This is a genomic window from Methylobacterium sp. A49B, from assembly GCF_053346215.1.
Genome location: NZ_JBKFBO010000139.1, coordinates 20,380 through 32,388, shown reverse-complemented (window position 1 = coordinate 32,388; position 12,009 = coordinate 20,380). Strand labels below are relative to the sequence as shown.

Annotated in this window: 15 protein-coding genes; 4 read left to right on the top strand and 11 right to left on the bottom strand. The window is 70.6% G+C overall.

The window, feature by feature from the left end:
* Positions 1-6 precede the first annotated feature (6 nt).
* Positions 7-807 carry a pentapeptide repeat-containing protein gene (locus ACLBX9_RS28495; protein WP_447721262.1) on the bottom strand — a complete coding sequence of 267 codons (801 nt, stop codon included), beginning with the start codon at positions 805-807 and terminating at the stop codon, positions 7-9.
* A gap of 188 nt (positions 808-995) precedes the next feature.
* Here ACLBX9_RS28495 and ACLBX9_RS28490 point away from each other — a divergent pair, with 188 nt between their 5' ends.
* On the top strand, positions 996-1,670 hold the full coding sequence (locus tag ACLBX9_RS28490; protein ID WP_447721261.1) for a Crp/Fnr family transcriptional regulator: 675 nt from the start codon (positions 996-998) through the stop codon (positions 1,668-1,670).
* Positions 1,671-1,699: 29 nt separating this feature from the next.
* On the opposite strand, the gene ACLBX9_RS28485 is transcribed toward ACLBX9_RS28490, so the two are convergent.
* The 9 genes from ACLBX9_RS28485 to dsbD form a co-directional block, all read right to left on the bottom strand.
* Complete coding sequence (locus ACLBX9_RS28485) at positions 1,700-2,086, bottom strand: rhodanese-like domain-containing protein (RefSeq protein ID WP_447721260.1); 387 nt, start codon at positions 2,084-2,086, stop codon at positions 1,700-1,702.
* Positions 2,087-2,097: 11 nt separating this feature from the next.
* The gene (locus ACLBX9_RS28480; RefSeq protein WP_447721259.1) at positions 2,098-3,009 is read right to left on the bottom strand and encodes an MBL fold metallo-hydrolase; all 912 of its coding nucleotides are present in this window, start codon (positions 3,007-3,009) and stop codon (positions 2,098-2,100) included.
* A gap of 20 nt (positions 3,010-3,029) precedes the next feature.
* Positions 3,030-3,839, bottom strand: coding sequence for a sulfite exporter TauE/SafE family protein (locus ACLBX9_RS28475; protein WP_447721258.1), 810 nt, complete (start codon positions 3,837-3,839; stop codon positions 3,030-3,032).
* Positions 3,836-4,285: a DUF6691 family protein gene (locus tag ACLBX9_RS28470; RefSeq protein WP_447721257.1), complete on the bottom strand. Its 450-nt coding sequence runs from the start codon at positions 4,283-4,285 to the stop codon at positions 3,836-3,838. The genes ACLBX9_RS28475 and ACLBX9_RS28470 overlap by 4 nt, the downstream gene beginning before the upstream one ends.
* A 3-nt stretch (positions 4,286-4,288) precedes the next feature.
* A complete protein-coding gene (locus ACLBX9_RS28465) occupies positions 4,289-4,714 on the bottom strand; it encodes a YeeE/YedE family protein (protein WP_447721256.1) in 426 nt (141 codons plus the stop codon).
* A 225-nt stretch (positions 4,715-4,939) separates the two neighbouring features.
* On the bottom strand, positions 4,940-5,407 hold the full coding sequence (locus ACLBX9_RS28460) for a DsrE family protein (RefSeq protein WP_447721255.1): 468 nt from the start codon (positions 5,405-5,407) through the stop codon (positions 4,940-4,942).
* Positions 5,391-6,236: a L,D-transpeptidase gene (locus tag ACLBX9_RS28455; protein WP_447721254.1), complete on the bottom strand. Its 846-nt coding sequence runs from the start codon at positions 6,234-6,236 to the stop codon at positions 5,391-5,393. The genes ACLBX9_RS28460 and ACLBX9_RS28455 overlap by 17 nt, the downstream gene beginning before the upstream one ends.
* Positions 6,236-6,871 carry a DsbA family protein gene (locus ACLBX9_RS28450; protein ID WP_447721253.1) on the bottom strand — a complete coding sequence of 212 codons (636 nt, stop codon included), beginning with the start codon at positions 6,869-6,871 and terminating at the stop codon, positions 6,236-6,238. The genes ACLBX9_RS28455 and ACLBX9_RS28450 overlap by 1 nt, the downstream gene beginning before the upstream one ends.
* Positions 6,872-6,910: 39 nt before the next feature.
* Positions 6,911-8,680 carry a protein-disulfide reductase DsbD gene (gene dsbD / locus ACLBX9_RS28445; protein WP_447721252.1) on the bottom strand — a complete coding sequence of 590 codons (1,770 nt, stop codon included), beginning with the start codon at positions 8,678-8,680 and terminating at the stop codon, positions 6,911-6,913.
* A gap of 98 nt (positions 8,681-8,778) precedes the next feature.
* On the opposite strand from dsbD, the gene ACLBX9_RS28440 reads away from it, so the two are divergent.
* Together ACLBX9_RS28440 and ACLBX9_RS28435 are read left to right on the top strand one after the other, a co-directional pair.
* The gene (locus ACLBX9_RS28440) at positions 8,779-9,441 is read left to right on the top strand and encodes a response regulator (RefSeq protein WP_447721251.1); all 663 of its coding nucleotides are present in this window, start codon (positions 8,779-8,781) and stop codon (positions 9,439-9,441) included.
* Entirely contained in the window at positions 9,438-10,754 is a 1,317-nt protein-coding gene (locus tag ACLBX9_RS28435) for an ATP-binding protein (RefSeq protein ID WP_447721250.1), read from the top strand. The genes ACLBX9_RS28440 and ACLBX9_RS28435 overlap by 4 nt, the downstream gene beginning before the upstream one ends.
* Before the next feature lie 5 nt (positions 10,755-10,759).
* On the opposite strand, the gene ACLBX9_RS28430 is transcribed toward ACLBX9_RS28435, so the two are convergent.
* Complete coding sequence (locus tag ACLBX9_RS28430) at positions 10,760-11,083, bottom strand: ArsR/SmtB family transcription factor (RefSeq protein WP_122160725.1); 324 nt, start codon at positions 11,081-11,083, stop codon at positions 10,760-10,762.
* Between the two features lie 543 nt (positions 11,084-11,626).
* Between ACLBX9_RS28430 and ACLBX9_RS28425 the strand changes: the two genes are divergently transcribed.
* Positions 11,627-11,896 (top strand): hypothetical protein, encoded by a 270-nt coding sequence (locus tag ACLBX9_RS28425; protein WP_447721249.1) that lies wholly within the window; start codon positions 11,627-11,629, stop codon positions 11,894-11,896.
* Positions 11,897-12,009 lie beyond the last annotated feature (113 nt).

Genomic DNA, 12,009 nt, shown 5'->3' with positions numbered 1-12,009 from the left:
GGCGGCTCAGTTGGTTGCCTGGGTGACGGCGCGGTCGATGTTCACGCGCTCGGCCCAATCCTTGGCTTCCTGCTGCCCCTTGAGGTCGATCAGCCGGGCACCGCTGACGTCCACGTTCTTGAAATCTGCGCCCGCGATCGTCGCGCCGGTCAGGTCGGCCCCGGATAAATCCGAGCCCATCAGAACCACGTTGGTGAGGTCGGCATCCGTGAGGTTGGCGTATTCGAGCCGCGACCGCCCGAGATTGGCTCCCTTCAGGTTCGCGCCGGAGAGGTTCACCGACACGAACACCGCCCGCATCAGGCCCATGGACTGGTTCTTAATATCGGCGCCGCCCTTGAGGTCGACCAGCGTGGCGCCGCTCATGTTGGCACCCTTGAAGTCGCCGATGGGCATGGCGCGACTGAGATCGGCGCCGCTGAGGTTGGCATCGCGGGCGGTGATGCCGAACATTTTCGTGTCCACGAGCTTGGCGCCGGACAGGTCGACCTTCAGGAGCCATGCCTGTTCGAGGTTCGCACCGGTGAGGTCCGCCCCGCGCAGGTTGGTGTTGTTCAGGCGAGCGGTCCGCAGGTTGGCCCCCCGCAGGCTCAGTCCGGAGAGATCGAGGCCGGACAGGGACTTGTCATGCAGGTCGATGGGCTTGCCGTCCGCGGCCTTGATCATCGCCTCGATGTCGGCGCGGCTCATCTCGGCCTTGGTCATGGCGGGCGATGACATGTCGGCCCCGAGCAGCAGGTCCTGTTCGGCTGCGGCGGGGCTTGCGGCAAGGACGGCGAGCATGAAGCTCAGGGCGAGGCGGCGCATCGGTTTTACTCCCGGTGGGCATCACGCATGGCGGGTGCCCTTATCGTGCTCGTTGTGTCGCGATGCTATGCCGAGCCGCTGCACCCGGTCGGTGACCCAGGTCACACAAGTCCAGAGCGGCGGGAGAAAAACGCAACGCGAGCCGGACGATCAGCCCGTCGTCATGGCCGGGGGGGGACTACGCCGCCATGATGGATGCCCAGAAGGTCGAACGTTGGATCGACCGGTTTCCGCTGCTCCAAGCTCTCAGCCCGGCGCACCTCCAGATCGCCCGGGGGACGGTGCACTTCCCGGTTCTGGACGCGGGCGCCATCGCCTACGAACTCGATGGCGAGTGCGCCAACTACCTGATGTGCCTGGAGGGGCGCACGCGCATCTTCCGCATGTCGGAGGGTGGGCGTGAGGTGCTGATCTACAAGGTTGGCCCCGGCGGGACCTGCGCCCTGACCACACAATGCCTCCTCTCCGGCGGCAACTTCCCGGCGCAGAGCATCGCCGAGGAGCGGACCGAACTCGCGGCTCTGCCGGTGAGCACGTTCCAACACCTGATGGGCGAGAGCGCCGCCTTCCGCAGCTTCGTCATGGACGACTACACCAGGCTGATGTCCGGCCTGTTCACGCTCATCGACGAGGTTGCGTTTGCCCCGCTCAAGCAGCGCCTCGCGCAACGGCTTCTGGCCGAAGCGGACCCGCGTGGGGTGGCCTCGGTGACCCACCAGAAGCTCGCAGACGACATTGGCAGCGTGCGCGAGGTGGTGAGCCGCATCCTGGGGCAATGGGCCGAGGCGGGCCTAATCGAGGTCCGGCGCGGCGCGGTCGAGATCGTCGACCGCCCAAACTTGGAGGCCGCCGGTCGCAAGTGACCTGCGGCTTGTCGGTTTGCCAGTCCCGATCAGGCTGGCTCGACAGTGCCGCCGGCCTTCGCCAGCGCAGAGAAGCCGCCCGCGACATGGGCGACCGGACCGAGGCCCATGTCATTCAGGGTCTTGGCGGCCAGGGCCGAGCGGTTGCCGGAGCCGCAGTAGAGCACCAGGCGTTTGCCCCCGCCGAGCTCGGCTCGGTGGGTCGGGCTCGCGGGATCGGCCTGGAACTCCAGGAAGCCTCGCGGCACATGAACTGCGCCGGCGATCCTGCCTGTCTTGGCCAACTCCTCGCCCTCTCTCACGTCGACGAGCACCGTGCCCGGCTGGGCGAGGCGCGCCAGCGCCTCCTCGGCCGACAGGGTCTGCACCTCCCGGTTGGCCTGCGCCACTAGGTCCTTCGCGCTGATCATGGTCATGGTCGTCTCCATCATTCGCCCCACGCCGCGCCGTCGAGGGCGTCGAGCGGGATCTTCAGGTAGCGGCGTCCATTCGCCTCGGGCTCGGGCAGGCGCCCACCGCGGATGTTCACCTGCAGGGAATGCAGGATGAGCTTCGGCATCGGCAGTTCGCGGTCGCGCGCCTCGCGCATCGCCACGAACGCCTCCTCGGTCGGTGTCTCGACGAGGTGCGGGTTCTCGCTCCGCTGCCGGGCGACCGTGCTCTCCCAGGCCGCCGCCCGGCCGCCCGGGCGGTAGTCGTGCCCGGTGAACAGCCGCGTGTCGTCCGGCAGGGCCATGATGCGCTGGATGCTGCGCCACAAGGCGTGCGCATTGCCGCCCGGGAAGTCCGCCCGCGCCGAGCCGCTGTCGGGCATGAACAGGGTGTCGTGGATGAAGGCGGCGTCGCCGATCCGGTAGGCGATGGAGGCCATGGTGTGGCCCGGCGTGAACATGACTTCGACGTCGAGGTCGCCGATTCGGAAGCGCTCGCCGTCGGCGAAGAGCCGGGACCACTGCGAACCGTCCGTCCGGAACGTGTCGGGCAAGTTGTAGAGCCCCTTCCAGAGCCGCTGCACGTCGACGACCTTCTCGCCGATTGCGGTCGGGACGCCCGTCCGGTCGTGGAGGTAGCCGGCCGCCGAGAAGTGGTCGGCGTGCGGGTGCGTGTCGAGGATCCACTCCAGGACGTAGCCCTCCCGCTCGATATGGGCGAGCAGGGCGTCGGCGGACCGGGTCGCGGTTGCGCCGGACTTCGGGTCGAAGTCGAGGACCGGGTCGATGATCGCGCAGCGCTTCGTCGCGGGGTCAGCGACGACGTACTGGATGCTCCCGGTCGGCTCGTCGTGGAAGCCGGTTACGATGGGATGCCCGCGCAAGGGGCCGACGGTCTGGTTCGACATGGATCTCCTCCTTCCGAGGTTCAGTTGCCCGCGCCGAGGAGCGGCAGGGCCCCGCGGGCGACGACGTAGAGGCCGACCAGGATGACGAGGCCGGCGAAGGTGACGGTCAGGGCGCGCTTGCGCCCGGTGAGGTGCTGGCCGACCCTCGCTCCGACGAGGCCCCCGAACACGCCCCCCAGGATGAACAGGCCGGCGAGCGGCCAGTCGATCAGGCCGGAGGCGGCGTAGCTCGCCGCGGTCGCCGCCCCGAAGGCGCTGACCGCGACCAGCGAGGTGCCGATGGCCATGGGCAACGGCATCGCCGTCGCCAGCATCAGGCCCGGCACGATCAGGAATCCCCCGCCGATGCCGAAGAAGCCGGAGAACAGGCCGACCGCGAGGCCGATGCCGAGAAGCCAGGGCAGGAGCACCGGGGCGCTGGCCTTGGACAGGCGCACGTCCGGATCGCCCTCGCCCTGCCGCTTGCGCAGCATCAGGCCCCCGACCACGAGCATGACGATCCCGAACAGGGCGAGCAGGCTCTTCCCGTCGACCGCCTTGGCGGCCGCCGAGCCGACGAGCGCGCCGAGGATCCCGGCGAGCGAGAACGCCGCCGCGCAGCGCCACTTCACGTTCCCGGCCCGCCATTGCGGGATGAGGTTGCCTGCCGCGCTGACCGAGACCGCCAGGGCGCTCGTCCCGATGGCGACGTGGGGCGAGGACACGCCGACCACGTAGGTCAGGAGCGGGACCGCGAGGATCGAGCCGCCCCCGCCGACGAGGCCGAGGATCACGCCCACGACCCCGCCAGAGCCGGCGGCGAGGCCGGATGTGAGGGGACCGGGCATCATGCGTCGGCCCCCAGCACGGCCGTCGGCTTCAGGCGCGCCGCCGGAACCAGGCGGAACAGCAGCATGCCGGCTACCATCGCCGCTACGAAGGTCGCAACCTCGGCCGGGGCCACCGTCAGGATGGTGAGGGCAGGCCCGGGGCACAGGCCGGCCAGCCCCCAGCCGAGGCCGAAGATCGCGGCCCCTGCGATCAGGCGTCCGTCGAGGTCGCGCCGGGTCGGTACGTCGAGCCTCGGCGCAAGAATTGGCCGTCCGCGCCGCCGTGCCAGGCGGTAGCCGGCGGCCGAGACCGCGACGGCGCCCGCCATGACGAGGGCGAGGCTCGGGTCCCAGCGTCCGGTCACGTCGAGGAAGGCCAGGACCTTGGCCGGGTCGGCCATGCCCGAGACGAGGAGGCCGAAGCCGAACAGGAGGCCGACGGCGAAGGCGGAAGCGGTCTTGGCCATAGCTCAGGCTCCGACGAGATGGCGCATGACGAGGACGGTCAGGACGGCGACGGCCATGAAGGTGCCGGTCGCGGCCAGCGAGCGGGGCGAGCCGCGGCCGATGCCGCAGACGCCGTGGCCGCTGGTGCAACCGGCGCCGAGGCGCGCGCCGAATCCGACCAGCAGGCCCGCGAGGATCAACAGCGGGAACGACGCCCCGACCGTCACCGGCGGAAGGCTGCCCCCCAGGCCGGCATAGGCGAGCGGCGCCACGACGAGGCCTGCCACGAAGGCTGCCCGCCATCCGGTCTCGCGCGAGGGTCGGGCGAGCAGTCCGCCGAGGATCCCGCTGATGCCGGCGATCCGTCCGTTGAGGAGCAGGAACAGGGCCGCGGAGGTGCCGATCATGGCACCGCCGACGAGGGCGCTGACAGGCGTGAAGCCATCCATGGTGGTCGCTCCCAGGCGTTGGTCCGGACCAGGTCCGGCTGGCCGCGGGGGACGCCGTCCCCGGCCGAACCGAACATTAGATGACTCTTAATTAGCAATATCTAATGTAATGGCAAGCGGGAAACTTGCGCCTTGGCCTCGGATGCGCTGCGTGGGTGCGATGGCGCACGGGCGCCCCCCGCCGACGTGGTGCCGGCGGGGGGCATCGACTTCAGCCCGACGAGATCAGGGGTGGATGTAGGCAAACCCCATGCCCTGCAGGCGCGCCAGTTCGGCGACGCCGCTCGGTACGAGGTCGTCCTCGCCGACGCCGTACAGGGTGGTGCGGTCGACTTTCCGCTCGCGCAGGGTGTTGGCGCAGACCAGGAACCGCACGCCCATCCCCTTGAGCGCGTCGATGCGGCCGGCGAGCTCCTTGTCGTTCGCGGCCGATTGGAACAGGCCGACCCCGTCGCCGAGGCTCACCACGCGGATCTCGACATGCGCCTTGCCCACGGCCTCGACGTGGTTGCGCAGGTTGGCGAGCAGGCGCTTGAAGTATGCCGCTCCGTCCGGGCCGCCCCCGCCGTTGTGATAGACCACCTTCTGGTCGGCGTAGTAGCCGGCCGCTGCCTCCGAGCCGGCGCGGACCGTCCCGATGCCCATCGTCGCGAGGACGACCGCCAGCATCAGGCTCTTAAGGACCGTCGTCATCCGCCACTCCGTCGTCCATTAGAGGTTCAGGCGCCGACCCGCCGCGTGAAAGGTCGTCGAGGCGCGCACGGTCGAGGCCGCCGCTCGTGGCTGGCCCGATCCCGGCGTCGCCGCCGAGGCTGCCGGTGGTCTCCGGCGCTGCCGGCCGCGAGGCCTGGGCGGTGCCCTGCGACCCGAGCACGACGACCTTCGTGCCCGTGGGAACGCGTCGATGCAGGTCGATGACGTCCTGGTTGAGCATGCGAATGCATCCGGACGAAACCGCCTCGCCAATGCTCCAGGGCTCGGTGGTGCCGTGGATGCGGTAGAGCGTGTCCTTGCCGTCCTTGAACAGGTAGAGCGCGCGGGCCCCGAGGGGATTGCGTGCGCCCCCGGGCATGCCCCCGGCCCAGCGCCCGTTCCGCTCAGGGTCACGCCGAAGCATGTCTGGGGTCGGCGTCCAGCGCGGCCAGGACGCCTTGCGGGCGACCGTCGCCTCGCCCGTGAACTCGAAGCCGGCCTTGCCCACGCCGACCCCGTAGCGCATCGCCTTGCCGCCCTCCATGACGAGGTAGAGGAAGCGCCGGTAGGGGTCGACCACCAGGGTGCCGGGTGGCTGATGGGTCGGATAGTCGACGACCTGGCGGACGTTGCGGGCCTTCAAGTCGCGCGGATCGACCGCATCGACCGGGAACGGCTCGTCCGTGACGGCCGCGTAGCGGCGGACGGCATCCGCCGGAAGGCGCGGTCCCGCCTCGGCGACCGGCCCGGGGGCGCCCATCGATGCCGAACAGGCTCCGAGCGCCGCGGCGAGCGCTAGAAGCGCCGGGAGGCGTAGGACCCGCCGCATCACGAGCGACCCTTGGCACGCGCCTGTGCGACCGCCTGCTTGAAGCCGTCGTAGTCGAGGGCGGCCGCGACCTTCAGGGGGCCAATCAGGAAGACCGGCGTGCCCTGCAGGCCGAGGGCGTCCGCCTGGTCGAGGTTGCGCTGGAGCAGGGCCGCGATCTCGCCCTGGTGGGACGCCCGGTCCGCCTCCAGGCGGGCCATGTCGACGCCCAAGGCGGACACCGCCTCCAGCATCCGCTCCTTCGGGATCTTGCGGCCGGGGATGCCCATCAGGGCGCGATGCACGTCGTCGTAGCGGCCCTGGTACTTTGCCGCGAGGGCGAGTTGGGCGCCGTAGACGGAGGCGTCGCCGAGGATCGGCCAGTCCTTGTGGACGAGGCGGATGCGACCGTCCGACTTCACCAGCCGGAGCAGGTCGGGCTCGGCCTTCTTGCAGAAGGGGCAGTTGTAATCGAGGAAGGCGACGATGGTCAGGTCGCCCTTCGGGTTGCCCGAGACCGGCGCCTCGGGGTCGTTGAGGATGGCGTTCGGGTCGATGCCCTGGGCGAAGGCCTCTTCCGTGTGCGGCGCCAGCGATAGCAAGGCGGGCGCGAGGGCGACGGCGCGGATCAGGGCGAGCAGGGTCCTGCGGTCCATGACGGTCTCCGTGGGTATGGTTGGTTCGAGAGGGGGCGTTCAGGCCCCGACGAGGGCGAGGCGGCGCTTCAGGTCATCGACCGTGAGCTCGCCCTCGGTGCGGGCCTCCCGGACCTCGCCGCCATCGGGACGCATCAGGACGAGGGTCGGCGGGCCGACCACCTCGAAGCGGCGCATCAGGGCGTGGGTGTCGGCGTCGTCGCGGGTGACGTCGGCGCGGATGACCGAGACGGCCTGGAGCCGCTCGCGGATGCCGGCATCCGCGAAAACCGTCCGCTCGTTCGTCCGACAGACGGTGCACCAGTCGGCGGCGAACTCGACGAGCACCGGCTTGCCCTCGGCTCGGGCCGCAAGGAGGGCCGCTTCGAAGGCAGGGAGCGTGGAGACGGTACGGGCTTCGGCGATGCGGTCCGGGTGGGATGGGCCGAGGCCGGCGAGGGGCCGCAGCGGGTCGTCCGCGCCCGTGGCGGCCCCGAGGAGAAGGAGGCCGCCATAGGTGACGGCCACCAAGCCCGCCGCGCGACCGGCGCGTGACGGGCGGCCGTTCGCGGTGATCGCCGCGAGCGCCAGCCCGAGGCCGATGGCGAGCGCCGCCCAGAGGAGAAGCGACAGCCCATTCGGAAGGAGGCGCGTCACCAGCGAGGCCGCGAGAGCGAGGAAGACGAAGCCGAAGGCCTGCTTCGCCCGCACCAGCCAGGGGCCGGATCGCGGCAGGATGCCGGCGCCGAACGCGCCGACGAGCACCAGCGGCGCGCCCATCCCGAGGCCGAGGGAGAAGAGGGCCAGCGCCCCGCGCAGGACGTTTCCCGTCTGGGCGACGTAGAGCAGGGCGGCGGCCAGGGGCGGCGTCACGCAGGGCCCGACGACGAGGGCCGAGCTAAAGCCAAGGAACGCGGCGCCGGCGACCGATCCCCCCTGCGCCGCCGGGGCGCCGAAGCGGTCCCGCCACCAGCGCGGCGCCTGCAGGTCGAACAGGCCAAACATCGACAGGGCCAGCGCGATGAAGGCGGAGGCCATCAGGCCGAGGGCGAGCGGGGTCTGAAGGGCGACCTGCAGGTTGCGGCCGAGCCACGCCGCCGCGACGCCGAGGCTGGCATAGGCCGCCGCCATGGCGAGGACGTAGCTTCCAGACAGCGCCAAGCCCCGCCCCGGCGTGAGACCCTGGCCCGAGCGGACGATCATGCCCGACAGGATCGGCACCATCGGCAGCACGCAGGGGGTGAACGCCAGCAGGAGGCCGAGCCCAAACATGCCCGCCAGGACGCCGACGAGGTTGCCGACGAGGAGGGCGGCCGGCCCGGCGGAGAAAACGTCCTGGCGGATAGGCGCGGCGGCCGTTTCGCCTGCAGGGGTGGCTTCGCCGCCACGGGACGCTTCGGCGCTCGCCAGGACGGCGAGGTCCAGCCGCTTCGTGACCGGCGGATAGCAGATGCCCCGCTCGGCGCAGCCCTGGTAGGTCACCCGGACCTCTCGCAGGCTGGCCAGCGCCGCGCCGGGCACGATGGCCTCCACGGAGTCGTGGTAGACCTCCGTCGGCCCGAAGTTCGGGTCGTCCTTGGTCTCCGCGGGCGGCGTGCTGACGGGAAGCTCCGTGCCCGTGCCGGCCTCGGCGCGGATCCTGTCCCGGTAGAGGTAGGTGCCAGGCGCGATGGTCCAGCGCAGGTGCAAGGCGAGGTTCGCGTCGCGGGTCGCGACGAGGGTGAAGGGCGTTGGCCGCGCGGCGCTCTCCTGGGACCATCCCGGAGACCAGGTCGCCGCGCCAGCCCAGACCAGGGCGGCGAGGATGAGGTGGGCGAACATGTTCGGCATGGGCGGGGTCCGTATCGGCCCGCCGCAGGTCGGACGTGCAGCTTAAGCCAGGCTTAAGCCAGGCCCGCCGGATGAGGGACGGTCAGGGGGAGACACGCATGCGCATCCTCGTCGTCGAGGACGATCCCATCCTCTCGGACGGGCTCAGGGCGGGGCTCGGCCTCGGCGGGGCGACCGTCGACTGCGTCGCGACCTGCGCTGACGCCGAGGCGGCGCTGGCCACGAGCGCGTTCTCGGCCATCGTGCTCGACCTGATGCTCCCCGACGGCTCCGGCCTCGACGTGCTGCGCGGCCTCCGCCGCCGGAAGGACCGGACGCCCGTCGTCCTGCTCACGGCCCTCGACGCGGTGGCCGACCGGATCGCCGGGCTCGACGGCGGCGCCGACGACTACCTCGGCAAGCCTTTCGATCTCGACGAACTCTCGGCCCGCATCCGCGCGGTGGTCCGCCGGGCCTCGGGGCGGGCCGCCGCCCTCCTGGAGCACGGCGGCATCCGGCTCGATCCCGGCAGCCTCGCCGTTACGGTCGACGGCGTTTCGGTCGGCCTGTCCAGGCGGGAGGTCATGGTGCTGGCGGCGCTGATGGAACGCCCAAACGTGCTCCGCTCCAAGGCCGAGTTGGAAGAGCGCCTCTACGGCTGGCAGGAGGAGGTCGAGAGCAACGCCGTCGAGGTCCACGTGCACAACCTGCGGGCCAAGATCGGCAAGCACGCCATCGAGACGGTGCGCGGCGTCGGCTACCGGATGAGGGCGCCGGCATGACATCCCTGCGCGTCAGGCTCTTCGCGATCCTGATCCTCGCGACCGGACTGATCTGGCTCAGCGCGGTCGCCTGGATCTATCTCGGCTCGAAGCGCGAGGTGGAGCAGGTGCTCGACACCCGCCTGCAGGAGGCCGCGCGCATGGTCGGCTCCCTCGTGGGAACGGTCGGCGCTTCGACTCCCGATGGAACACGCTCCACCATCCCTGCTCCGATGTCCTACGAGCGGCAACTGTCCTGCCAGATCTGGTCCCTCGACGGGCGCATGGTCGCGCGGTCGAGCGGGGCCCCGGAGCGGCGCCTGACCGACGCACCGGCCGGCTTCTCTGAGCGCGAGGTCGACGGCGAGACCTGGCGGGTGTTCACGGTCGAGGATGCCGAGAAGGGCGTGCGCGTCATGGTCGGCGACCGCCTGGGCCTGCGCGAGCGCCTCGTCACCGATCTCATCATGGGCCTCGTCACCCCCGCGCTCCTCGTCGTGCCGTTCCTCGGGATGCTGATCTGGGCGAGCCTCGGGCGGGGCCTGCGCCCCCTGCGCCGGATGGCCCGCGACCTCGCGGGCCGCGACGCCGACGACATGAGTGCCATCGACGCGGGCCGGGCGCCCGCGGAGGTCCGGCCGCTGGCCGACGCCCTGAACGGCCTGTTCCTCAAGGTCGAGGCGGCGCGCCGGCACGAGCGGGAGGTGACCGCCTTCGCCGCGCACGAACTGCGCACGCCGCTGGCAGGGCTGAAGACCCAGGCCCAGGTCGCCATGGCCACCACCGACCCGGACGTGGCTAAGGCGGCTTTGCGCCAGATCCTGGCGGCCGTGGACCGTACCACCCGCCTCGTCCGGCAACTGCTCGACGCCGCCAAGCTCGACGCGGCCGGGGAGATGCCGTCCCTGGCGGAGGTCGATGTGGGCGCGCTGGTGGCCGAGACCGTCGACGGGATGCGGGTGCCGCCCGGAGTCCGCACGGTGATCGACCCGGGGCTTCGCGGCTACACCCTACCGGCCGATGCCGAGAGCCTGCGTCTGGCGGTCCGCAATCTGCACGAGAACGCCGTGCAGCACATGGAAGCCGGCACGGTGGAGTGGACGGCGCGACCCGGTGGCGACGGTTTCCTGGTGCGCGACGAGGGGCCGGGGATTCCCGCCGAGGAACTGCCGCACGTCACGACGCGCTTCTTCCGCGGGCGCCACAAGAGCGCGACAGGAAGTGGACTCGGCCTCGCCATCGCCGAGATGGCGTCCCGCCGGAGCGGGCTGAGCCTGCGGCTGCGCAACCGGCCGGATCGTCCGGGACTTGAGGCGGAGATCGTCCGCGCCTGACGCGGTCAGCCGAGTTCCGGGCAGAAGATGTCCTTGAGCGTCGTCAGCACCCGGGCGACGCGGGGATCCTCAAGCCTGTAATGGAGCGTCTGGCTCTCGCGGCGGTACGCGACCAATCCGTCCTCGCGCAGCTTTGCGAGATGTTGCGACAGCGCCGACTGGCTGAGCTCGACCGCCTCGGCGAGGCTCGTCACGTCCATCTCGCCACGGGCGACCAGCAGGCACAGGATGAGCAGGCGCTTCTCGTTGGCGAGGAGACGGAGCAGGCGTGCCGCGTCGCCGGCCTTGTCTTGGAGCCGCATCAGTTCGCTCGGCGTGACGGCGTCCATCGGCGTCGTTCCTGAATCGTTGGTCTCGGTTTATTTAGCTGCTCCTAATATAATGTGTCGATACCGTCTGGCCATCACGGTGCATACCTGCAAGGTCATCGGTTCGGGCCAGAAACTCTCGTTTCAATGGAGCGTGCCACCCGCGCGGAAGGCGCCCATCATTACCGAAACAGACCGGCACCTTTCGGCGTAGCTGGGTCGATAGAAGGCCGTCCGCTTTTTAGGCGCCCCCACTTGGAAGCAGCCATTCCGCTTACGGCCAGACTAAGCCATGCCGGATTGCCGACGGGAGAAAAACCAGTCGTTCGGCTTGGCGCCCAATCCAGCCGTTCAGAACCTGCGAGGCGCAGCGCAAGAGCGGACATTGAAAGAGGCGTGAAGAAGCGCCGATCCCGCGCGCTTCGGCGTCGAGCACGCAGCGAGGCGTTCGACGATCAATGCGCTGGCGCCGTCCCCGATCTTCGCATCGGCGCCCGCAAATTCGGCTCTGCCCGACCCATGGCTCTCGTGAGGGCGGAACGGACCGCCTGCGGGAGACGTGACATGACCAAGACGATTATCCTCGTGCTCGTAGCCGGCAGCCTGATCGGCGCGGCGCACCCCGCCCTGGCGCAGGAGCCGACCGCGACGGCCGAGCCCCGTGGCAACCAGGAATTCATCGGCGTCGACCTCGACAACGGCGGCGTCTACTACAACGGCCACGACTCGGGCCGCTTCTGCGTCTACCGCACGGTAGACGTGTTCAACCGCTACACCGGCTACGTCGAGGCCCGTCGCGTGCGCCGCTGCGGCCGCGGCCTCTACCTGCGCTGACAGGGGAGCGGCATGATGCTCGCCCGGCTCTCCCCACTGCACCTCGCGGCCCTCGGCCTCGTCCTCGCGCTCATCGACCGGATGTGAGCGCGGGTGCCCCGGACATGGCCGCC

Bases quoted from the DNA above. Each gene is read 5' to 3' on its own strand.
- ACLBX9_RS28490 (WP_447721261.1), top strand. From the start codon at position 996: ATGATGGATGCCCAGAAGGTCGAACGTTGGATCGACCGGTTTCCGCTG.
- ACLBX9_RS28475 (WP_447721258.1), bottom strand. From the start codon at position 3,839: ATGATGCCCGGTCCCCTCACATCCGGCCTCGCCGCCGGCTCTGGCGGG.
- ACLBX9_RS28440 (WP_447721251.1), top strand. From the start codon at position 8,779: ATGCGCATCCTCGTCGTCGAGGACGATCCCATCCTCTCGGACGGGCTC.
- ACLBX9_RS28460 (WP_447721255.1), bottom strand. From the start codon at position 5,407: ATGACGACGGTCCTTAAGAGCCTGATGCTGGCGGTCGTCCTCGCGACG.
- ACLBX9_RS28480 (WP_447721259.1), bottom strand. From the start codon at position 3,009: ATGTCGAACCAGACCGTCGGCCCCTTGCGCGGGCATCCCATCGTAACC.
- ACLBX9_RS28455 (WP_447721254.1), bottom strand. From the start codon at position 6,236: ATGCGGCGGGTCCTACGCCTCCCGGCGCTTCTAGCGCTCGCCGCGGCG.
- ACLBX9_RS28435 (WP_447721250.1), top strand. From the start codon at position 9,438: ATGACATCCCTGCGCGTCAGGCTCTTCGCGATCCTGATCCTCGCGACC.
- ACLBX9_RS28470 (WP_447721257.1), bottom strand. From the start codon at position 4,285: ATGGCCAAGACCGCTTCCGCCTTCGCCGTCGGCCTCCTGTTCGGCTTC.
- ACLBX9_RS28450 (WP_447721253.1), bottom strand. From the start codon at position 6,871: ATGGACCGCAGGACCCTGCTCGCCCTGATCCGCGCCGTCGCCCTCGCG.
- ACLBX9_RS28485 (WP_447721260.1), bottom strand. From the start codon at position 2,086: ATGACCATGATCAGCGCGAAGGACCTAGTGGCGCAGGCCAACCGGGAG.
- ACLBX9_RS28425 (WP_447721249.1), top strand. From the start codon at position 11,627: ATGACCAAGACGATTATCCTCGTGCTCGTAGCCGGCAGCCTGATCGGC.
- dsbD (WP_447721252.1), bottom strand. From the start codon at position 8,680: ATGCCGAACATGTTCGCCCACCTCATCCTCGCCGCCCTGGTCTGGGCT.
- ACLBX9_RS28430 (WP_122160725.1), bottom strand. From the start codon at position 11,083: ATGGACGCCGTCACGCCGAGCGAACTGATGCGGCTCCAAGACAAGGCC.
- ACLBX9_RS28465 (WP_447721256.1), bottom strand. From the start codon at position 4,714: ATGGATGGCTTCACGCCTGTCAGCGCCCTCGTCGGCGGTGCCATGATC.
- ACLBX9_RS28495 (WP_447721262.1), bottom strand. From the start codon at position 807: ATGCGCCGCCTCGCCCTGAGCTTCATGCTCGCCGTCCTTGCCGCAAGC.